Consider the following 20700-nt stretch of genomic DNA (forward strand, 5'->3'; position numbering starts at 1 on the left):
CGATGCCGATATGACCCGTGGCGACGGCCTGCACGCACCCGCTGGTTGATGCCGCCGGCGATGGCACTTCATGCGATGCGGTCATTATCCAGCGTGGCCGCGAGTTCCTAGCATCCGTCGCTCAGCCCGACCAGAGGATTCACCCGGATGCAGTACGCCCCCACGCGTCATCGTACGTCCCTCTCCGCCGTCGCCGCGGTGGAGCCCGATCGCCCGCCTGCCCGTTCGCTGCTGGCCTGCCTGATCGCCGCCGCGCTTGCCGGCGCGCTGTTGCCGGCACCGGCGAATGCCCAGTCCAATGAGCAGCTGCAGCGCGAGAACGCACAGCTCAGGGCGGAGATCGCGCGGCTGCGCGGAGTGGCCGCGGAGCCTGTCGAGGCGGCCGCTGCGCCGGCGCCGGCCCCGGCCCCCGTGCCACCGGCGACGGCCGCGGTCGCTGCCGCCGGCGATGCCGCGCTGCTGGACGCGGTGATCGTCAAGAGTGCGCAGATCAAGCAGCAGCCGGCGTCCATTTCCGCGGTCACCGGCGAGGAGCTGGAGAAGTTCCACGTCAACAATTTCCGCGACATCGTCAACCGCCTCGGCAACGTGCGCACCTCGTGGCAGAACCCCAACACCGCCTCGATCTTCGTGCGCGGCGTGGGCTGGGCCGCCGGTGCCGGCGTACTGGAGCCCAGCGTCGGCGTCAGCGTCGACGGGGTCGGTCACGGCATCAATGCGATCTCGGCCTTGAGCAATTACCTGGACATCGAATCGGTGCAGGTGGTGCGCGGTCCCAGCGGCACCGACGGCGGCCGCGCGGCCAACGTCGGCCGCGTCGAAATCACCACCCGCAAGCCCGGTTTCAGCCCCGAAGCGCGTGCCGCCATCACCCTGGGCGAGCGCAACACCACGATCGCCACCGCGGTGGTGGGCGGTGCCCTCGTCGATGAGACGCTGGCGTACCGGTTGAGCGTGAACCGCGAGACCGCCGACGGCCCGTTCGACAACGCCAACGACACGCACTACAGCTGGCGCAACACCGACCGCACCAACGTGCGTGCGCAGCTGCTGTTCACCCCCAACGACCGGCTGGAAGCGAACCTGTCGGTGGACGTCACCCCGAAGGGCCGCGAGATCTGCGAGAACTGCTTCTGGTTCAACACCCGCACGCCGGCCCGCTACGACTGGACCAACCCGGCGACCGGCCAGCCTGGGCAGGTGAACTACGCCGAAGACGTATTCGGCAAGCTGCAGCGCCGCTGGTTCGCGCAGAACCCGGACTACACCATCGACGACTACTACCGTCCGCGCGTCAACACCCTCGGCGAGTACCCGAACACCTACAAGACCGCCGGCGTCACCGCCAACCTCGCCTACCGGCTCAGCGAGGCCGGCACACTGACGTCGATCACCGGCTGGCGCGACTACGACTTCTCGCAGGGCGCCGGTTCGCATACCGGCTTCGAGTGGCTGCGCGCACCGCGGGGCACCCAGACCCGCTTCGAACAGCTCAGCCAGGAACTGCGCCTGGACACGCAGCTGAGCGACCGCTTGCACCTGCGCACCGGCGGTTTCTATTTCCACGGCAGGTTCCCGAACTACAGCCAGACCGAACGCTATGGCACCGATGCCGGTGCCTACTACGCCAATGCCGCGCAGTACGCCTTGCTGGACCCCGTGGATCCGGCCCTGCCCGAGGCGGTGGACGCCGCCGGCCGGCTGCTGCTGTTCAACTCCACCTACGGGCTGGTCACCCAGCGCAGGGAGCGCTACGACAACAGGTCGCTGGCGGCGTACTCCGACCTCCGGTGGGAGGTCACCCATGATTTCAACCTCAATGCCGGTCTGCGCATCAGCCGCGAAACCCGCAATAGCCGCGCCGGCAGCGCGATCCTGGCCGATGGTTTTGCCGGCGAGTTGAATCCGGCCCGGGTCAACAACGTCGCCTACAACGGCTTCGCCAACGATGCCGCCGGCAACCTTGCCGCAGGCAACAGCGCCGCGCAGCTGGCGCTGGCCGACCTGGTCGCGCAGAAGTACTTCGGCGTGGCCCACTATGCCGGCCTGGACGCCACGCAGCGGCAGCAGGTGGCCGCGGCCAAGGCGATCCGTGCCGGCCGCATCGGCGCTTCCTATCTCGACGTTGCCGCACCGGAGTACCGGGAAACACTGTTCAGCGGCGCACTCGGGGCGGACTACCGCATCAACGATGCGCTGACCGTGTACGGCTCGTACCGCTACGGCGAGAAGCCGGGCATCGCGCAGATCGTCGGGGCCACGGCACAGGGCGGCAAGTCGCTGCCGGCCAGCGCCGAGTCCACCCGGGCCTGGGAGCTGGGCGTGAAGTCGCTGCTGCTCGATGGCACGCTTTCGCTGGCCGGCACGGTGTTCCTGCAGGACATCGACGACTACCTCCAGAACACCTTCGTCCATGACGAGCTGCAGACCGCGCTGAACAACGACGGCAAGCCGGCCTACGTGGCCGCGCTCGGCAACGTGCCCAAGGTGCGCACCCGCGGCCTGGAGCTGGACGTGGCCTACGTCGGCATCCCGTACACCACGCTGCGGTTCTCCGGGGCCTACACGGATGCGACCTACCGCCGGTTCCCGCGCGCGCCGAACCCGGCCGAGCTGGGCGGCGCCAACCCCGGCGGGCCGTACTACGACGCCAGCGGCAAGACCCTGCCGGGCGCGCCGAAGGTCAGCGGCAACCTGTTCGCCGACGTCTCGTACCCGCTCGGGCAGGTGTGGGCGCTGCAGGCCAACCTGAACTACAACTACCAGAGCAGCTACTACACCGACACGCTGCTGTCGCGCTACGCGAAGACCGATCCGCTCGGCACCACCGATGTCTCGATCGGCCTGGGCCGCCAGGACGGCCGCTTCGCGATCAGCCTGGTCGCCAGGAACCTGTTCGACCAGGACACCGGCGTGCCGTTGACCTGGAACTCGTACAAGCCGGGCATCCCGCGCTGGCTGGGGGTGACGGTGCAGGCCTCGCTGTACTGAGCTGCACGGCGGACCGCGCCGTCCGGCTCCGGCACCGCGGGGATGCGGTGGCGGGGCCGCGCGCGGCCACCGCCCTGTTCCCGCCCCGGCCATCGCCGGCTCGGTGCGGACCTGCGCTGCGCCGGCTGCCGCTCAGGGCCACGGCGTTCCGGGCGAGGTGCGGTGGGCCGCAGGACGCAATGGCCGCGGTCGTCGATGGCGCTGCCGGCATCGCGGTGCGGCAGTGATCGTCGATCCGGACACTCCCACGGTGTGCGCCCTCCTGCGTCGGCCCGGCGGTCCACGCGCCCGGCCAGCGGGCAGGTGGCGGTGTTGCCGGGCACCCTGGCCGGAGGGGAACAGCGGCCGGCCGATGTCCACCGCTGCCGGGTGGAGGCGGCGGCCCCGCGGACTTCGGGTCGTCGTCCCGGGGGCTGCCCGGGCCTGCCGAAACCGTCGTGCGTGCTGGCGCGCGCCCCGCACGGCAGGACCGGCCCGCCGTTGCAGGTGGTGCAGCCGGGCGGCGGGCGCCGGACATGCCGCAGGTGGTGCCGGCCGCGATGGCGCATCCGCGCCGGTTCCTGCCTGCGGCACCCGGTCCGCCGCGCTGCCGCGCGGGCGGGTCAGCCCTGGCGCGCGACCTGGAAGCCGGCGAACGACTGGCTGACCGGCATCAGTTCCAGGCGGTTGATGTTCAGGTGTGGGGGCAGCGTGGCCACCCAGAAGATCTGGTCGGCGATGTCGGCGGCGGTCATCGGGGCGGCCCCCTTGTACAGCTGGTCCGAGGCGGCTTGGTCGCCGTGGGTGCGCACCAGGGTGAACTCGGTCTCGGCCATGCCCGGCTCGATCGCGGTCACGCGCACGCCGGTGCCATGCAGGTCGGCGCGCAGGCCCAGCGAGAACTGGCTGACGAAGGCCTTGGTGCCGCCGTAGGCATTGCCACCCGGATACGGATAGCGGGCGGCGGTGGAGCTGATGTTGATGATCGCGCCGCGGCGCTCGATCAGCTGCGGGAGAAGGCGATGGGTGAGGGTGACCAGCGCGGTGACGTTGGTGTCGATCATCGTGCGCCAGTCGTCCAGACGGGCGTGCTGGGCCGCGGCGGTGCCCTGTGCCAGGCCGGCATTGTTGACCAGCAGGTCGATGCCGCGGAAGGCGGCCGGCACTGCCGCCAGCGCGGCATCCATCGCCGCGTCGTCGCGGATGTCGAAGGCCGCGGCGTGCACGTTGTCCGCCCCGAACGCGTCCACCAGCGGCTGCAGGCGCGCCGCACGGCGGCCGGTGGCGATCACCTTCCAGCCGGCACCGGCGAAGCGGTGGACCGAGGCGGCGCCGAAGCCGGACGTGGCGCCGGTGATCAGGACGGTCTTGGACATGACGGGTTTCCAGGGAAAGGGGCTATCGATTTTCGCACCTTCGCAGGCTACCGGCGCCGGTGGATGCAGGACATGACCGGACATGGCGCATTCCGCTAAGACCCCAGCAGGGCAAGCCCGGCACCTGGGCAGGCAAGCGGAGAAACAGCCCCCTTGAGTCAAGGGGGCGCGCCGACAGGCGCGGGGATGTGGATGTAAAGGGCGTGGGGCCCAATGTCTGCGCAGCAGACGTTGGGGCAACACCGCCACGGCGGTGGTGCCGAGGCGCGCCGACAGGCACGGGGGTGTGGGGACAACAACGAGTACGGGGCCCAACGTGTGTCTTACAAACGTTGGGGTGAAGCCGCCATGGGCGGCTTCACTGCGCCTTGATCGCCATCGCCTGCAGCCCGCTGCCGTCGAGCTTGGCCTTGGCTTCGGCGAGCTCGCCGGCGGTGCCGTAAGGCCCCATGCGCACGCGGTAGACGGTGTTGCCGTTGATCTGCGCGGACTCGACGCGCGCGGTCAGGCCCATCATCGCCAGCTTGGCCTTGGTCGCTTCGGCATCGCCGGACGCGCCGAACGCCCCGGCCTGGAGGATGTAGCGGACGTTGTCGGCCGCCGCTGCGGGGGCCGTCGCGGCGGGCGCGGGCGGTGTCGCCGGTGCCGGAGTGGCCGCGGGCGTGGCCGCCGCGGTGCGCGGCGCTTCGCCGGTGGCGGCCGGGCGCGGCGCCTCGCTGATCGGCGCCGGCAATGCGGCGGCGGTGGCCGGCGGCACCGGACGCCCTTCCAGGGCGGCCTGCGCGCGCTGCGCCTCACTGGCCGGGGCCGAGCGCGCGGCCTGGGCGCGGCGCTGCTCCTCGGCCTGGGCACTGGCGGCCAGCTCGGCATCGGACATCTGCACTTCCTTGCCGGGCAGCAGGGTGTAGAAGTCGTACTGGGTAGCCGCCGGAGCCTCGTCGCGTGCGGGCGGCCGCGGCAGTTCCGCACCGGCGTCGATGTCGGCGTCGGCTACCGGCGCCGGCTGCGCATCGGGATTGGGCTGCGGGCCCACCCGCAGGAAACCGTCGCCGTCCTTCTTGAACAGGTTCGGTGCGGCCAGGAACACCACGGCCGCGATCGCGGCCCCGGCGACCAGCCATACCCAGCCCGGGGTGCCATTGCCGCTGTTGCGCCGGGCCTGGTTCTTGCCGCGTCGTGCTGCCATTGCTGCCGCTTCTCCTCGCTTACATCTTTTCCGGCGCGCTCACGCCCAGGATGCCCAGGCCGTTGGCGAGCGTCTGCCGGGCCGCACCGGCCAGCGCGAGCCGTGCGTTGCGCATGGCGGCGGCGTCCACCAGCACGGGCGTCCCGTGATACCACGTGTGGAAGGCGTGCGCCAATTCACGCAGGTACTGCGCCACCAGGTGGGGTTCCAGGGTCGCGCCGGCGGCTTCCACCACTTCCGGATAACGCGAGATCTCGTTCATCAGCTCCAGCGACGCGGCATCGTCCAGCAGTGCCAGCGCGGCCAGTCCCTGTGCCGGATCGTGCTCCAGCCCCTTCTCCTGGGCCTGGCGCAGCAGCGAGCAGACCCGGGCGTGCGCGTACTGCACATAGAAGACCGGGTTGTCGTTGCTCTGCTGGCGCGCCAGGTCGATGTCGAAGATCAGCTGGGAGTCGGGCTTGCGGGCGATCAGGAACCAGCGCACGGCGTCGCTGCCGACCTCGTCGATCAGGTCGCGCAGGGTCAGGTAGCTGCCGGCGCGCTTGGACAGCTTCACTTCCTCGCCGCCGCGCATCACCGTCACCATCTGGTGCAGCACGTACTCGGGCCATCCCTGCGGGATGCCCACGCCTAGCGCCTGCAGCCCGGCGCGCACCCGCGCCAGTGAGCCGTGGTGGTCGGCGCCCAGCTCGGTGATCGCGCGCTCGTAGCCGCGCTGCCATTTGCTCAGGTGGTAGGCCACGTCCGGCAGGAAGTAGGTGAAGGTACCGTCGGACTTGCGCATCACCCGGTCCTTGTCGTCACCGAAATCGGTCGAGCGCAGCCACAGCGCGCCCCCGTCCTCGTAGGTGTGCCCGGAGGCGACCAGCTCGGCCACGGTGTCGGCGACCTTGCCCTGGGTGTACAGCGAGCTTTCGAGGAAATAGATGTCGAAATCCACGCCGAACGCGGCCAGGTCGAGGTTCTGCTCGTTGCGCAGGTAGGCCACCGCGAAACGGCGGACCGCCTCGATGTCCTCGGCGTCCTTGGCCGCCACCACCCGGCTGCCCTCCAGCTCGACGGTCTGCCCGAGCAGGTAGGCCTTGGCGACGTCGGCGATGTAGTCGCCGTTGTAGGCATCGGCCGGCCACTCGGCGTCGCCCGGCTTGAAGCCGCGGGCCCGCGCCTGCACGGAACGCGCCAGGTTGTCGATCTGGACGCCGGCGTCGTTGTAGTAGAACTCGCGCTTGGCGTTCCAGCCGTTGGCCTCCAGCACCCGGGCGATGCAGTCGCCGATCGCGCCGGCGCGGCCGTGGCCGACGTGCAGCGGGCCGGTCGGGTTGGCCGAGACGTACTCGACACCGACGGTGCGGCCCTGGCCGCCCAGGTTGCGGCCGTAGTCGCCGCGCTCGCGCAGCACGCTGGCGACCTCGCGCTGGTAGGCCACCGGGGCCAGCTTGAAGTTGATGAAGCCGGGTCCGGCGATCTGGACGCTGGCCACGTCGCCGCTGGCCGGCAGTGCTTCGACCAGCGCCTGGGCGAGCGCGCGCGGATTGCCGCGCGCGGCTTTGGCCAGCAGCATCGCGGCGTTGGTGGCGAAGTCGCCGTGCTCGCGGGTCTTGGGCCGCTCGACCACGAAATCCGGCGGCAAGGTGTCGGCAGGCAGGGTGCCGTTGGCGCGCAAGGCTTCGATGCCTTGGCCGATCAGGGCGCGGAGTAGGGGTTTCACGTGACGGTCTGCTTGGAGCGCGGAACGGCGTATTTTACCCGACCGGCGGGCCGGTCGCTCCCGCGGATTCAGGAAGGGGCGCCGCGGCCCGGGGGGCGCGGCGCGGGCAGGACACCGGGGCGCTCAGAGCCAGCCGCGCGCCGCCAGCGATACCGGGACGCCGTCGCCGATGACGAAATGGTCCAGCAAGCGTATTTCCACCAGTGCCAGGGCATCGCGCAGGCGGGAGGTGACGGCGCGGTCGGCGGTGGACGGCTCGGCGCTGCCCGAGGGGTGGTTGTGGCCGAGGATCACGGCCGCGGCATTGTGCGCCAGCGCCCTGCGCACCACCTCCCGGGGGTGGACGTCGACGGCGTCGATGCTGCCGCGGAACAGCTCCTCGAATGCCAGGGCGCGGTGGCGGGTGTCCAGGAACAGCACCGCGAAGACCTCGTGGGGCTCCGGGCGCAGGCGCTGGACGAAATAGCGCCCGGCCGATTCGGGGTCGGTCAGCGGCGTGCCGCGCTTCAGCTGCGAGGCCAGGTGCCGCTGGCCCAGCTCCAGCGCGGCGGCCAGCATGCAGGCCCGGGCCGGCCCGAGCCCCGGTTGCCGCGCCAGCGCGCACGGGCTGTGGTCCAGCAGCCGGCGCAGTGACGCCCCGTGCGCCTTCAGCAGGTCGCGGGCGGTGCGGACCGCATCGCTGCCGCGCAGGCCGGACCCCAGGAAAATGGCCAGCAGCTCGGCGTCGGACAGGGCGCGGGCGCCGTGTGCCAGCAGCTTTTCCCGGGGACGTTCGGTCTTGGGCCAGTGGCGGATGTGCATGGCCCTACCATGGCGCTCCGGCATGCGCGAAGTAACCAGCTGCCGACACCCCTTCGGTTAAGCTAAACGTTCCTGAGCAGGTAGGATTTCCCCACGTGACCGGCCTTCCCCAGAACGCCCAGCGGCCTTCGCGCCCGCTGGACGGACAGAAGCTGCTGCTGTGCGTCGGCGGCGGCATCGCCGCCTACAAATCGTTGGAACTGGTGCGCCGCCTCCGCGACGCCGGGGCCCATGTACAGGTGGCGATGACCGAGGGTGCGCAGCAGTTCGTCACCGCGCTGAGTTTCCAGGCCCTGTCCGGGCAGGCGGTACGCACCAGCCTCTGGGACAGCGCCGCGGAACAGGCGATGGGCCATATCGAGCTGGCGCGCTGGGCCGACCGCATCGTCATCGCGCCGGCCACCGCCGACCTGCTGGCGCGGCTGGCCCAGGGCCAGGCCGACGACCTGGTCAGCACGCTGTGCCTGGCCACGACCGCGCCGCTGACCGTCTGTCCGGCGATGAACCACCGCATGTGGCTGCACCCGGCTACCCAGGCCAACATCGCCCTGCTGCGCGCGCGCGGTGCGCAGGTGGTCGGGCCGGAGGACGGGCCGCTGGCCGAGGGCGAATCCGGCCCCGGGCGCCTCAGTGAACCGGAGGCCATCGTCGCGGCGCTGGCCAGCGTCGCGGCGCCGCCGGCCGCGGCCGTGCCGGACCGCCTGCAGGGCCTGCGGCTGCTGATCAGCGCCGGCCCGACGTACGAGGACCTGGATCCGGTGCGCTACGTCGGCAACCGCTCCAGCGGCAAGATGGGCTACTCGCTGGCCGCCGCCGCGGCGCGGCGCGGCGCGCAGGTGGTGCTGGTCAGCGGGCCGGTACAGCTGCCCACGCCGGCCGGCGTGCAGCGCATCGACGTGCGTTCGGCGGCGCAGATGCGCGAGGCGGTGCTGTCCGCGTTGCCCGCCGACATCTACATCGGCGCCGCGGCGGTGGCCGACTACACGCCGCGCGAAGTGCTGGCGCAGAAGCTGAAGAAGACCGCCGGCAGCCAGACCCTGACCCTGGAGCTGGTGCGCACGCCGGACATCCTGGCGGAAGTGGCGGCGCAGGAGCAGGCGCTGAAGCTGGTGGTCGGGTTCGCCGCCGAGACCCACGACGTGGAGAAGTACGCCCGCGGCAAGCTGGCCGACAAGCACCTGGACCTGATCATCGCCAACCAGGTCGGCATCGCCGATGGCGGGTTCGAGAGCGACCGCAATGCCGCCACCGCCTACTGGAGCGACGGGCTGCGCGAATTCCCGGGAACCGCCAAGAGCCGGCTGGCCGAACAGCTGCTGGACCTGATCGTCGAGAGGTTGGACGCATGAGCCGCACCCACGCACTGCAGCCGCTGCAGGTGAAACTGCTGGACCCGCGGTTCGGCGACGAGTGGCCGCTGCCGGCCTACGCGACCGAAGCCAGCGCCGGCATGGACCTGCGCGCGGCCACCGAGACCGCGATGACGCTGGCCCCGGGCGATGCGGCGCTGCTGCCCAGCGGCATCGCCATCCACATCGCCGATCCCGGCCTGTGCGCGGTGGTCCTGCCGCGCTCGGGGCTGGGCCACCGGCATGGCATCGTGCTGGGCAACGGCACGGGCCTGATCGATGCCGACTACCAGGGACCGCTGCTGATCAGTGTCTGGAACCGTGGCCGCGAGCCGTTCACGATCGAGCCGGGCGACCGCATCGCGCAGCTGGTGGTGATGCCGATCGTGCGGGTGGCCTTGCAGGTGGTGGATACTTTCGCCGACAGTGCCCGCGGAACGGGTGGATTCGGCCATACCGGAGTGCGCTGACAGGGGAACGCACGATGAGTCAAGGGAACGAAAGGCAGCGTCCGCGCATCGCGCTGGGCCGCTCGGCGCCGTTGCTGGCGATCCTGCTGTTGCTGCTGGCCGGCTGGTTCGGCTGGAGCGCCTTCGAACAGTGGCGCCAGGCGGGCATCGGCACGCGCCTGGAGCAGGCACGGGACCAGACGGTGGCCGAGCTGGGCAAGGCCCTTGGCACGCAGACCGCGCAGTTCTCCCGGCAGTTGGCACTGGAGCCGGTCGCGGCGGCCCTGGCCCGCGGCGACGCCGCGGCCGCGATGGCGGCGCTGCGCGAGACCTGGCGCGGGGTGGACGAGGCCCAGGTGTTCGATGGCGGCTTGTCCGAAGCCTATGCCGACCCCGGGACCTTCGGGTATTCGCGCCTGGCCCTGCTGGAGCTGGCGATGAGCGAGGGCGCGCCGGTGGCGCGCGTGGTGCGCGACGGCAACGGCCCGCGGCTGGGCCTGGCGGCGCCGGTGCAGCTGCAGGGCCGGCCGGCGATCGTCTATGTGCGCCAGCCCCTGACCCGGCTGAGCGCGGCGTTCGATGCCGCGGCGGTGCCGGACAGCGCTTTCCTGGGGGTGCGCCAGGGTGGCTTCACCGTCCTGCGCAAAGGCGCCCCGGCGCTCGGCAATGGCGCCGATGCGCTGGCACGGCCGGTGCCCGGTACCGGGCTGCGGGTGGTGGCCGAGCTGCCGGATCTCGACGAAGGCCCGTTGGGCCTGGGAGCCGCCGCCGCGGCGACGGTCGCCGGCGTGCTGCTGGTGATCGCGCTGCTGCTGGCGGGCGGCAAGCGCCTGCGCCTGCCGTCGCTGCGCAAGCGCGTCGATGCGGCCGAGGACGACGACGGCGTGACCCTGAGCGAGGCGCTGGCGCGGGAATCCAGCGGCGGTGCCGCCGTGGCCGCCGAGGAGGAGGCCGGGGCCGCGGAACCCGCCGGTGTGCCGGCCGCGCCGGTCCAGGTGGCGGCGGGCATTTTCCGGGCCTACGACATCCGCGGCGTGGTCGGCCGTGAGCTGACGCCGGCAGTGGCGGCGCTGATCGGCCAGGCCATCGGCAACCAGATGCAGGCCCAGGGGCTGCGCGACGTGGTGGTCGGCCGTGATGGCCGCCTGTCCGGTCCGGAGCTGGCCGCCGGGTTGATCGACGGCCTGCGCAGCGCGGGCTGCGAGGTCATCGATATCGGCATGGCGCCGACGCCGGTCGTCTATTTCGCCGCCTACCACCTGCGGGCCGGCAGCTGCGTGGCGGTCACCGGCAGCCACAACCCGCCGGACTACAACGGGTTCAAGATCGTCATCGGTGGCGAGACCCTGTCCGGCGAGGCGATCACCGACCTGTACCGGCGCATCGCCGAGGGCCGGCTGCAGACGGCCGATGCGGTGGGCGGGCTGCAGCAGCGCGAGGTCGTCGCCGACTACGTGCAGCGCATCGCCGACGACGTGCAGCTGGACCGTCCGCTCAAGGTGGTGGCCGATGCCGGCAACGGCGTGGCCGGCGCGGTCGTGCCGCAGCTGCTGGAAGCCATCGGCGCCGACGTGGTCCCGCTGTACTGCGACGTCGATGGCAGCTTCCCCAACCATCACCCCGATCCCAGCGAGCCGCACAACCTGACCGACCTGGTGCAGATGGTCCAGCGTCTGGATGCCGACCTCGGCGTGGCCTTCGACGGCGACGGCGACCGGCTCGGCGTGGTGACGCGCGAGGGCAGGCTGGTGTTCGCCGACCGGCTGCTGATGCTGTTCGCCGCCGACGTGCTGATGCGCAACCCCGGTGCGCTGGTGATCTACGACGTGAAGTGCACCGGCAAGCTTTCCGACTACATCCTGCGCAATGGCGGCAGTCCGATGATGTGGAAGACCGGGCACTCGCTGATCAAGGGGCGGATGCGCGAGACCGATGCCGAGCTGGCCGGCGAGATGAGCGGGCACTTCTTCTTCAAGGAGCGCTGGTACGGCTTCGACGATGGCCTGTACGCGGCCGCGCGGCTTCTGGAGATCCTGGCGCAGCGCGACGAACCACCGGAAGCGGTGTTCGCCGAGCTGCCCGATGCGGTCTCCACGCCGGAGCTGAAGGTGCCGGTGGAAGAGGGCAGCCAGCATGCACAGGTGGCGCGGTTCGTCGCCGCCGCGCAGGCGGAGGCGTCACCGTTCGCCGGCGCGCGCCTGTCCACCATCGACGGCCTGCGTGCCGATTTCAGCGATGGCTGGGGCCTGGTGCGTGCATCCAACACCACGCCGGTGCTGGTGCTGCGCTTCGAAGGCGACAGCGAGGCGGCACTGGAGCGGATCCAGGACGTGTTCCGCACGCTGTTGCGGCAGCTGTTGCCGGACGGAACCGAACTCGGCTTCTGAGGGCCCGGTGGCGTTCCATGAAGGCCGTCCGTGCGCTGCACGGGCGGCCTTCGCGTTCCCGGGGGAGCCGTTCCGGGAGGCGGTGCCCGGGGTGGCTGCGTTCCCTTCTGCCCTGGCTGCGGGCGGAAGGGGGGCGGCCCGGAGGCCGCCCGGGATCGTGTCAGGGCCGGCGCCGGCCGGTCACCGTGGTGCCGGTGCGGTGTTCGCTGCCGGGGCCGCACCGGCCGGTGCGGCGATTCCCTTGAGCTCGCGGTAGCGGGCCAGGGTCTGCGCGATTTCCACGTCCAGGGCCCTGCGCTGCTGTTCGAAGGCGGCCTGCAGGCGCAGCTGGGCGAGCAGCTCGTGGTGGCGCTGGCGGATGTCGGCGGCCTGCTGGTCGCTCACCTTCTGCCCGGCCAGTTCGCGGTCGCCGGCGGTGGCCAGCTGGGTGGCCAGGGCCTCGCGCAGGCTGGCGACGTTGTAGATCGCGGTCTGGATGTTGTTGTCGACGATCGCGGTGCGTTCGTGGAACACGCGCTTGAGCGCATCCTCGCTGCCATAGGTGGCCAGCATCGCCTGCTCGGTCCGCCGGTGGGTTTCCTCGGCGGCCGCGTCCACCTGCGCCTGGGCGGCGGCCAGCGCCGCGTCGGCGCGCTCTTCGGCGGTCAGCGCACGCTGGACCTCGCTGCCGCGCAGGCCGCTGCGGGCGTTGAACTCCTGGCGCGCACTGTTGACCGCGTCGGCGGGCAGGGTGTCCGAACAGATGCGCTCGCCGCCCTGGTCCCAGCAGTAGAGCTTCTTGCCGGCGTCGGCCGGCCGGGTCTGCGCCGTCGCCGGCAGCGCCATGGTGGCCAGCGCCAGCAGCGCGGCCGTCCGGACGAAGGATGGAATCGGCGTCATGGCAGCCCCCTGCGCTCAGCCCGTTGGATTGCTTCCGTACTCGGCCCGATAGGCCAGCAGCGGTTCCCGATAGCCGACAAGTTCCGGGTTCCCGGAGGCGAATGCAAGCAGGTCGGCCAGGTTGGCCACGGCCACCACCGGGATGCCGGCCTCGGCGGCCACCGCCTGCGCGGCGGAGCGGCGGTCGTCCCCGGAGGCGATCTCCTGGCGGTCCAGTGCGACCACGATGCCGGCGGGGATGCCGTTGGCGGCGCGGATGATGGCCAGCGCCTCGCGGATGGCGGTGCCGGCGGTGATCACGTCGTCGACGATGAGGATGCGCCTGCCGGCCATGTCGGCACCGATCAGGGTGCCGCCCTCGCCGTGGTCCTTGGCCTCCTTGCGGTTGAAGGTCAGCGGCAGGTCGCGGCCACGGTGCGAATACTCGCAGGCCAGCGCGGTCGCCAGCGGGATGCCCTTGTAGGCGGGCCCGAACAGCTGGTCGAACGCCACCCCGGACGCGTCGATCGCGTCGGCGTAGCAGTTGCCCAGCTGGGCCATCGCCAGGCCGGTGTCGAAACGGCCGGCGTTGAAGAAATAGGGGCTTACCCGCCCGGACTTGAGCGTGAACTGGCCAAAGCGCAGGGCGTCGGCATTCAACGCCAGCTGCAGGAAGCGGGAACGATGGTCACTCATGCAATACGGTTTCTTGTCGTCTATAGAGCCGCCTAGGGTAAAGCATGGCTTCGGGGAATGCTGGCACGGGCGGTATGCTGTGCCGGTCCTGGTCCTGTCAGCGGTTTTTCCCATGCGCATCATCAGCTTCAACGCCAACGGCATCCGTTCCGCCACCACCAAGGGGTTCTCGGAATGGTTCGCCCGCCAGCAGGCCGACGTCCTGTGCATCCAGGAGACCAAGGCCCAGGAATCGCAGCTGGGCGACCCGCAGTTCCGTCCCGATGGCCACCACTGCTTCTACCGCGACGCCATCACCAAGAAGGGCTACAGCGGGGTCGCGATCTGGAGCCGGCGCGAGCCGGACGAGGTGCGCACCGCCCTGGGCTGGGCGCCGTTCGACGACGAGGGGCGCTATATCGAAGCGCGCTTCGGCAACCTGAGCGTGGTGTCCTTCTATATTCCCTCCGGTTCCTCGGGCGAGCTGCGCCAGGGGTTCAAGTTCGAGGTGATGGACTGGCTGCGGCCGATCCTGGCCGAATGGCTGGCCAGCGGCCGCGATTACGTGCTGTGCGGCGACTGGAACATCGTGCGTTCGGCGCTGGACATCCGGAACTGGAAGTCCAACCAGAAGAACTCGGGCTGCCTGCCGGAGGAGCGCGACTGGCTGAACGGCCTGTGCGCGGACCTGCCCGGGCAGGCCGATCCCGGCCGTGGGCGCGGCTGGATCGATGCCTACCGCGCACTGCATCCGGAAGGGCAGGACTACACCTGGTGGAGCAACCGCGGCGCCGCGCGTGCCAACAACGTCGGCTGGCGCATCGATTACCAGTTGCTGACGCCCGGCCTGCGCGAGCGCCTGCGCGCCTGCTCCATCTACCGTGACGAGCGCTTTTCCGACCACGCGCCGTTCACCGTGGACTACGACCTGTGACCGAGGGCGTGGCCCGCCGCCGCCAGGGCTGGCGCGAGGTCCTGCGCAGCCTGCGCGAGCGCAAGGTGCTGGCGATGCTGCTGCTGGGGTTCAGCTCCGGCATGCCGATCTACCTGGTCGGCAACACGCTCGGCTTCTGGATGCGCAAGGAAGGCATCGAGCTGGACACCATCGGCTTCCTGTCCTGGGTCGGGCTGGCGTATTCGCTGAAGTTCCTGTGGGCCCCGATCGTCGACAAGACCGACGTGCCGGTGCTGGGGCGGCTGTTCGGACGCCGCCGCGGCTGGATGCTGCTGTCGCAGGCGGTGGCCGCACTGGCGCTGGTGGGCATGGCGCTGGTGCAGCCCCGTGGCGGCAGCCTGGTGGTGCTGGGCATGGCCATGGAGCACCTGCTGGTGTTCGGGGTGCTGGCCACGGTGGTGGCGTTCGCCTCGGCGACCCAGGACATCGTGGTCGATGCCTGGCGCATCGAGAGCGCATCCAGCAGCGAGCAGCTCGGGCTGCTGACGGCATCCTCGGCGCTGGGCTACCGCACCGCGCTGCTGGTCACCGATGCACTCATCCTGATCATCGCCGCCCGCGTGGGCTGGCAGGTGTCCTACGAGATCATGGCCGCGCTGCTGGGGCTGGGCGTGGCCGCGGTGGTGCTGGCGCGTGAACCGGCGCGCGCGGTGATCGCCGTGCAGGGCCAGGAGGCGCCCCTGTGGACGCCGCGGGGCCTGTTCGACGCGCTGGTCGGGCCGTTCGTGATGTTCTTCCGCGAACACCGCAGCGGCGCGCTGCTGATCCTCGCGGCGATCAGCGCCTACCGCATGGCCGACTTCGTGATCGGGCCGATGGCCAATCCGTTCTATGTCGATCTCGGCCTGGACGAGGACACCGTGGGGGCGGTACGCGGTTCGATCGGGCTGGTCGCCACCTTCGCCGGCATCGCGTTGGCCGGCATCGTGTCGGTGCGCTGGGGGGTGATGGCGGCGCTGCTGGCCGGCGCGGTACTCGGGCCGTGTTCGAATCTCGCGTTCGCGTGGATGGCCCATGTCGGCCCCGGCAAGCTCGAGTTCGCCATCGCCATGACCGTGGACAACATCTCCAGCGGCTTCGCCGGCACCGCGCTGATCGCCTACATGTCCAGCCTGACCAGCATCGGCTATACCGCCACCCAGTACGCGCTGCTGAGTTCCTTCTACGCCATGCCGGGCAAGGCCCTGAAGGGCTTTTCCGGCATGACCGTGCAGCACCTGGCACAGGGCCGCACGCTGCTGGAAGGCTACGCGCTGTTCTTCATCGGCACCGCGCTGCTGGCCATCCCGGTGGTGCTGCTGTGCTGGGCGCTGGCGATGATGCAGGCACGCAAGGCGCCGGACCCGGCGGCCGGCCCACCGGCCGGGCGTTGAATCCCCCCGGCGCCTCGCCGATGATGCGCGCGGGGGATCCGCCGGACGACGGGCGCGATGACATGGCCGACGTGATCTTGCGGGATCTGGACCCGCTGCTGCTTGAGCGCATCCGCCGGCTGGCGGTGGCGCGTGGCTGGACCCGCGAACAGACCTGCGCGGTATTGATGGAGCAGGGGTTGTTCGCCAGCGAATACGAAGTGCGCAACGGCTTCGAGAACGCCGAGGTGGATGCGCTGTCCGAGGCGATCCAGGCGTTGCACGCACTCCCGGCCGGGCACGAGCTGTAGCGCCCGCGCCCGCCGCCCCTGCGGCTCACGCCGGGTGCAGGGCGCCCAGGATCCGGGGGCCGCGCGCACCGCTGACGCTCGGCAGGTTTGCGGGCCGTCCCGCCAGGGCCTCGCGGGCCAGCCAGGCGAAGCCCATCGCCTCCATGTAGTCGGGGTCCAGCCCATGGGTGGCGCTGGAGGCCACCGCCACGCCCGGCAGGCGGGCGGCGATGCGCCGCAGCAGCACCGGGTTGCGCACGCCGCCGCCACAGACCAGCAGCCGCCGCACGGCGGGCAGGTGCGCCAGCAGGGCGTCGGCGACCGTGGCGGCGGTGAGCTCGAGCAGGGTGGCCTGTACATCGGCCGGTTCCCGCCGTTCGTCGCCGAGCCGCGCCGCCAGCCAGTCGAGATGGAACTGTTCGCGCCCCGTGCTCTTGGGCGGCGGCAAGGCGAACCAGGGTTCGTCCCGCAGCCGCGCCAGCAGGTCCTCGTCCACCCGGCCGCTGGCGGCGAAGGCGCCGTCGACGTCGAACGCGGCCCCCAGGTGGCGCTGGCACCAGCCATCCAGCAGCGCATTGGCCGGGCCGGTGTCGAAGCCGCGCAGGCTGCCGTCGCGGGCCAGCAGGCTCAGGTTGGCGATGCCGCCCAGGTTGAGCACGGCCCGGTCCTCGCCGCTGCTGCCGAGCATCGCCAAGTGGAAGGCCGGCATCAGCGGCGCGCCGTGCCCGCCCGCGGCCACGTCGCGGCGGCGGAAGTCGGCGACCGTGGCGATCCCCGTCAGCTCGGCGATGCGATGGGCATCGCCCAGCTGCCAGGTGAACGCGGGAGTGGCCGTGGGCCGGTGGCGGATGGTCTGCCCGTGCGAGCCGATGGCCTGGACCTGGGCCGGGGCGACCCCGGCGCGTTCCAGCAGGCCGTTGGCGGCGGCCGCGAAGGCGATGCCGACCTCGGCGTCCAGGCGTCCGAGCGCGTCCAGCGAGCCGGGCTCGCCGCCCTGGCCGAGCGCCACCAGCAGGGCGCGGGTGTCCGGTGCCCAGTCGAAGGTATGCCCGTGCACGAGGCGGCATCCACCGGTGGCCGGGAACTGCACCAGCGCGGCGTCGATGCCGTCGGCGCTGGTGCCGGACATCAGGCCGAGGAACAGGGGCTGCTGGGGATCGGGCGACACCATGCGGGAGCCATGCGCGGAAGGGCCGACAAGCTTCCCGGCTTGCCGCCCCCTGCGTCAACGGCGCTCAACCGTTGCTGTCGCGTGCTGGCGTGGCCGCGGCGGCGGTGGAGGTGGCCGCAGGCGCCTCCTTGCCGGCGTCGGCGTAGATCAGCGCTTCCATGCCGCGGATGCGGGCCATGGCCGGCGAGGTCTGGGCGCGGAAGGCGGCCAGCTCGGCACCCTTGAGCGGTTCCGGCGGCGGCATGGTCACCGACAGCGGGTTGCGGTGCTGGCCGTTGACGCGGAATTCGTAGTGCAGGTGCGGGCCGGTGGCCATGCCGGTGGAACCGACGTAGCCGATCACCGTGCCCTGGTTCACGCGCTGGCCGGTACGGATGTTGCCGAAGCGCGACATGTGCCCGTACAGGGTGGTGTAACCGCGGCCGTGGTCCAGGATCACCACGTTGCCGTAGCCGCGCTGGGTGCCGGCGAACTGCACGCGGGCGTCGCCGGCGGCCATGATCGGGGTGCCGGTGCGCGCGGCATAGTCCACGCCCTTGTGCATGCGCATGGTGCCGAGGATCGGGTGGCGCCGCGAGCCGAAGCTCGAGCTCAGCCGCGCGAACGGGATCGGCATGCGGATGAAGCTCTTCTTGAGCGGGCGGCCGTTGAGGTCGTAGTACTCGGCCTTGCCGCCACGCTCGAACCGGAAGCCGGTGTAGGTCTTGCCCCCGGTGCTGAACGTGGCGGCGAGGATCTTGCTGGTATCGATGCGCTCGCCTTCGCGCCAGGTCTCGTCCATGACCACGCTGAAGCGGTCGCCCGGCTGCACCTCGCGCGAGAAGTCGATGTCGTACTTGAAGATCTCGTCGGTCATCGTGTTGATGGCCGATGGCGTCAGCCCGGCCTTGACCGCCGAGGCGTAGAGCGAACTGCGGATCTCGCCGCTGGCCACGACGGTGCGGGTAGTGGTGGCCCGCTCCAGCACCTGCTCGCGGATGCGGTCGCCCTGCAGCGACAACTCGACGCGATGGCTGGGGTCGCGGTCGAAGCGCAGGGCGCGCAGCTGGCCGTCCACCGGCAGGTCGAAGGCGATCTCGGCGCCCGGGCGGAGCTTGGTCAGCACCTCGCGGGCGCCGGGGTGCTCCAGCACCCGGTGCATCACCGTGGCCGGCACGCCGGCGGTCTCGAACAGGGTGCTCAGGGTCTGGCCGGGCTCGACCCGCAGGATCTGCCAGCTGTCACCCGGCGTTCCGCTGCGGGGGCCGAGTGCGAGCGGCGGCAGCGGCAGCGCCAGCGTCGAGTGCGCCGATGGCAGCGATGAATCGATGGCGTTGGAGAAGCCCGGCACGATGGTCGCGGCCAGTGCGCCGATGGTCGCGAACAGGCTGGCGTGGATCCAGTGCCGCCGCGTCCAGCGCTCGTTGAAAGCGGCAGGAAGGTGATGTTTCAGCTTCCGATGCAGGGCAGTGTCGTGCAGGAGGTGGAGTCGTTCCTGGAAGCGCCGTTTGCGCGCGTGGCCGTGATCGGGTTGGGACATCGCTCGGTTCTCTGGCCGGCCCGGATCGCGGGCCCAAACGCGGGTAACATAGACACCCTTCAATACCGCGTCAAACCATTGAGCCGCATGGCTTTTCGATGAATTGGGCGGTTAACTTCCAATTAACACCTTTCAATGTCTGACGGCGAAGCCGGGAGTTCTAGCGTGTCCTCGATTGATGAAGCCCTTGCCCTGATCGGCCGCGGTGCCGACGAAATCCTCAAGGTGGATGAACTGCGCCAGCGTCTGGAGAGCGGTCGTCCACTGCGGATCAAGGCCGGCTTCGATCCCACCGCGCCCGACCTGCACCTGGGCCATACCGTGCTGTTGAACAAGCTGCGGCAGTTCCAGGACCTGGGCCACCAGGTGATCTTCCTGATCGGCGACTTCACCGGCATGATCGGCGACCCGTCCGGCAAGAACATCACCCGCAAGCCGTTGTCGCGCGAGGATGTACTGGCGAACGCGCGCACCTATGAAGAGCAGGTGTTCAAGGTGCTCGACCGCGCGCGCACCGAGGTCCGCTTCAACTCCGAGTGGTTCGGCAAGATGGGTGCGGCCGACATGATCCGTCTCGCCGGGCAGCACACCGTGGCGCGCATGCTCGAGCGCGACGATTTCGCCAAGCGCTATGCCGCCCAGCAGTCCATCGCCATCCATGAATTCCTCTACCCGCTGGTGCAGGGCTACGACTCGGTGGCGCTGGAGGCGGACGTCGAGCTCGGCGGCACCGACCAGAAGTTCAACCTGCTGATGGGCCGCGGCCTGCAGGAACACTATGGGCAGAAGCCGCAGATCGTGCTGACCATGCCGCTGCTGGAAGGGCTCGACGGCGTGGCCAAGATGTCCAAGTCGCTGGGCAACTACATCGGCATCAGCGAGCCGGCCATCGACATCGTCACCAAGACCATGAAGGTGGACGACACGCTGATGTGGCGCTGGATCGACCTGCTGAGCTTCGACATCGGCATCGCCGAGGCCGGCCGGCTGCGTGCCGATGTCGAGGCCGGTGGGGTCAACCCGCGCGAGATCAAGCTGCGCCTGGCGCGCGAACTGGCCACCCGTTTCCACGATGCCGCCGCCGCCGAACAGGCCATCGCCGGCTGGAGCGCTGCCGTCACCGGACAGGGTGACATCAGCCAGCTGTCGCTGCAGGAAGTGGCGGTGCCGGCCGAGGGCCTGCGCATCGGTGCGCTGCTGACCGCGGCCGGCCTCACCCCCAGCAACTCGGAGGCCTCGCGCAAGCTCAAGGAGCGGGCGGTGAAGATCGACGGCGTGGTCGTGGAGGATGCGCAGACCGTGCTCCAGCCCGGCTTCGAGGGGTTGCTGCAGATCGGGAAGCGCACCTTCGCCCGCGTCCTGCTGGTCGCTGCCTGAGCGGACCCTCGTCCTCGCCGGCCTGGGGCCGGCGAGGAGGGGATGGGGCCGCATACTTGGCGCGGCCCGCTGTCGGTCGGGCGGCTTGCGCGTCCTGCGGCGCGGCGGGCCGGGAGGCGCCACGACCTTGCCCTGCATCCGGCCGCGAAAAAGGTGTTGACGTACCGGTAAAGGCTGCCATAATAGGCGGCTCGCTTCGACGGGAAGCCCTTGTGGGCGGGTTGGAGCGGCGGAGTTGGCGCCCTGCAGAGGTGTTGACGAAGCGTAAGGGCTGGCT

At 70.8% G+C, this 20700-nt stretch carries 16 protein-coding genes; 8 read left to right on the forward strand and 8 right to left on the reverse strand.

The features are described 5' to 3' along the window. Positions 1 to 147 precede the first annotated feature (147 nt). Positions 148 to 2991 (forward strand): TonB-dependent receptor, encoded by a 2844-nt coding sequence (locus K5L01_RS14525; RefSeq protein ID WP_250065324.1) that lies wholly within the window; start codon positions 148 to 150, stop codon positions 2989 to 2991. Positions 2992 to 3593: 602 nt separating this feature from the next. Here the strand turns inward: K5L01_RS14525 and K5L01_RS14530 are convergent. From K5L01_RS14530 to radC, 4 genes are all read right to left on the reverse strand, one after another. Continuing rightward, entirely contained in the window at positions 3594 to 4346 is a 753-nt protein-coding gene (locus tag K5L01_RS14530) for an SDR family NAD(P)-dependent oxidoreductase (RefSeq protein ID WP_250065325.1), read from the reverse strand. 358 nt (positions 4347 to 4704) lie between these two features. After that, complete coding sequence (locus K5L01_RS14535; RefSeq protein WP_250065326.1) at positions 4705 to 5532, reverse strand: SPOR domain-containing protein; 828 nt, start codon at positions 5530 to 5532, stop codon at positions 4705 to 4707. 19 nt (positions 5533 to 5551) lie between these two features. Next, entirely contained in the window at positions 5552 to 7240 is a 1689-nt protein-coding gene (gene argS / locus K5L01_RS14540) for an arginine--tRNA ligase (protein WP_250065327.1), read from the reverse strand. A 123-nt stretch (positions 7241 to 7363) separates the two neighbouring features. Next, entirely contained in the window at positions 7364 to 8041 is a 678-nt protein-coding gene (gene radC, locus K5L01_RS14545; protein ID WP_250065328.1) for a RadC family protein, read from the reverse strand. Positions 8042 to 8136: 95 nt separating this feature from the next. Here radC and coaBC point away from each other — a divergent pair, with 95 nt between their 5' ends. The 3 genes from coaBC to K5L01_RS14560 are packed head-to-tail and all read left to right on the forward strand — an operon-like array spanning position 8137 to position 12226. Then, complete coding sequence (gene coaBC, locus K5L01_RS14550; RefSeq protein ID WP_250065329.1) at positions 8137 to 9390, forward strand: bifunctional phosphopantothenoylcysteine decarboxylase/phosphopantothenate--cysteine ligase CoaBC; 1254 nt, start codon at positions 8137 to 8139, stop codon at positions 9388 to 9390. Further along, entirely contained in the window at positions 9387 to 9860 is a 474-nt protein-coding gene (gene dut, locus K5L01_RS14555; RefSeq protein ID WP_250065330.1) for a dUTP diphosphatase, read from the forward strand. The genes coaBC and dut overlap by 4 nt, the downstream gene beginning before the upstream one ends. A gap of 14 nt (positions 9861 to 9874) precedes the next feature. After that, positions 9875 to 12226 carry a phosphomannomutase/phosphoglucomutase gene (locus K5L01_RS14560; protein ID WP_250065331.1) on the forward strand — a complete coding sequence of 784 codons (2352 nt, stop codon included), beginning with the start codon at positions 9875 to 9877 and terminating at the stop codon, positions 12224 to 12226. A 180-nt stretch (positions 12227 to 12406) separates the two neighbouring features. On the opposite strand, the gene K5L01_RS14565 is transcribed toward K5L01_RS14560, so the two are convergent. Together K5L01_RS14565 and pyrE are read right to left on the reverse strand one after the other, a co-directional pair. Beyond that, positions 12407 to 13105 (reverse strand): hypothetical protein, encoded by a 699-nt coding sequence (locus tag K5L01_RS14565; protein ID WP_250065332.1) that lies wholly within the window; start codon positions 13103 to 13105, stop codon positions 12407 to 12409. 15 nt (positions 13106 to 13120) lie between these two features. Beyond that, complete coding sequence (gene pyrE / locus K5L01_RS14570) at positions 13121 to 13780, reverse strand: orotate phosphoribosyltransferase (RefSeq protein ID WP_250065333.1); 660 nt, start codon at positions 13778 to 13780, stop codon at positions 13121 to 13123. 112 nt (positions 13781 to 13892) lie between these two features. Between pyrE and K5L01_RS14575 the strand changes: the two genes are divergently transcribed. From K5L01_RS14575 to K5L01_RS14585, 3 genes are all read left to right on the forward strand, one after another. Further along, positions 13893 to 14693 (forward strand): exodeoxyribonuclease III, encoded by an 801-nt coding sequence (locus K5L01_RS14575; protein ID WP_250065334.1) that lies wholly within the window; start codon positions 13893 to 13895, stop codon positions 14691 to 14693. After that, the gene (locus tag K5L01_RS14580; RefSeq protein ID WP_250065335.1) at positions 14690 to 16087 is read left to right on the forward strand and encodes an AmpG family muropeptide MFS transporter; all 1398 of its coding nucleotides are present in this window, start codon (positions 14690 to 14692) and stop codon (positions 16085 to 16087) included. The genes K5L01_RS14575 and K5L01_RS14580 overlap by 4 nt, the downstream gene beginning before the upstream one ends. A 62-nt stretch (positions 16088 to 16149) precedes the next feature. Continuing rightward, positions 16150 to 16377: a hypothetical protein gene (locus K5L01_RS14585; protein ID WP_250065336.1), complete on the forward strand. Its 228-nt coding sequence runs from the start codon at positions 16150 to 16152 to the stop codon at positions 16375 to 16377. Positions 16378 to 16402: 25 nt separating this feature from the next. Here K5L01_RS14585 and K5L01_RS14590 read toward each other — a convergent pair whose 3' ends face one another. Both K5L01_RS14590 and K5L01_RS14595 read right to left on the reverse strand, forming a co-directional pair. Beyond that, positions 16403 to 17527, reverse strand: coding sequence for an anhydro-N-acetylmuramic acid kinase (locus K5L01_RS14590; protein ID WP_250065337.1), 1125 nt, complete (start codon positions 17525 to 17527; stop codon positions 16403 to 16405). 64 nt (positions 17528 to 17591) lie between these two features. Continuing rightward, the gene (locus K5L01_RS14595) at positions 17592 to 19046 is read right to left on the reverse strand and encodes a peptidoglycan DD-metalloendopeptidase family protein (protein ID WP_250065338.1); all 1455 of its coding nucleotides are present in this window, start codon (positions 19044 to 19046) and stop codon (positions 17592 to 17594) included. Between the two features lie 165 nt (positions 19047 to 19211). Here K5L01_RS14595 and tyrS point away from each other — a divergent pair, with 165 nt between their 5' ends. Further along, complete coding sequence (gene tyrS / locus K5L01_RS14600; protein WP_250065339.1) at positions 19212 to 20423, forward strand: tyrosine--tRNA ligase; 1212 nt, start codon at positions 19212 to 19214, stop codon at positions 20421 to 20423. Positions 20424 to 20700: the final 277 nt, after the last annotated feature.

Origin of the sequence: Stenotrophomonas mori (assembly GCF_023556335.1) — a bacterium.
GTDB classification, from domain to species: domain Bacteria; phylum Pseudomonadota; class Gammaproteobacteria; order Xanthomonadales; family Xanthomonadaceae; genus Stenotrophomonas; species Stenotrophomonas mori.

Coding starts and splice junctions, on each gene's coding strand:
- K5L01_RS14525 (WP_250065324.1), top strand. CDS start 148: ATGCAGTACGCCCCCACGCGTCATCGTACGTCCCTCTCCGCCGTCGCC.
- K5L01_RS14530 (WP_250065325.1), bottom strand. CDS start 4,346: ATGTCCAAGACCGTCCTGATCACCGGCGCCACGTCCGGCTTCGGCGCC.
- K5L01_RS14535 (WP_250065326.1), bottom strand. CDS start 5,532: ATGGCAGCACGACGCGGCAAGAACCAGGCCCGGCGCAACAGCGGCAAT.
- radC (WP_250065328.1), bottom strand. CDS start 8,041: ATGCACATCCGCCACTGGCCCAAGACCGAACGTCCCCGGGAAAAGCTG.
- dut (WP_250065330.1), top strand. CDS start 9,387: ATGAGCCGCACCCACGCACTGCAGCCGCTGCAGGTGAAACTGCTGGAC.
- K5L01_RS14560 (WP_250065331.1), top strand. CDS start 9,875: ATGAGTCAAGGGAACGAAAGGCAGCGTCCGCGCATCGCGCTGGGCCGC.
- K5L01_RS14565 (WP_250065332.1), bottom strand. CDS start 13,105: ATGACGCCGATTCCATCCTTCGTCCGGACGGCCGCGCTGCTGGCGCTG.
- pyrE (WP_250065333.1), bottom strand. CDS start 13,780: ATGAGTGACCATCGTTCCCGCTTCCTGCAGCTGGCGTTGAATGCCGAC.
- K5L01_RS14575 (WP_250065334.1), top strand. CDS start 13,893: ATGCGCATCATCAGCTTCAACGCCAACGGCATCCGTTCCGCCACCACC.
- K5L01_RS14585 (WP_250065336.1), top strand. CDS start 16,150: ATGGCCGACGTGATCTTGCGGGATCTGGACCCGCTGCTGCTTGAGCGC.
- K5L01_RS14590 (WP_250065337.1), bottom strand. CDS start 17,527: ATGGTGTCGCCCGATCCCCAGCAGCCCCTGTTCCTCGGCCTGATGTCC.
- K5L01_RS14595 (WP_250065338.1), bottom strand. CDS start 19,046: ATGTCCCAACCCGATCACGGCCACGCGCGCAAACGGCGCTTCCAGGAA.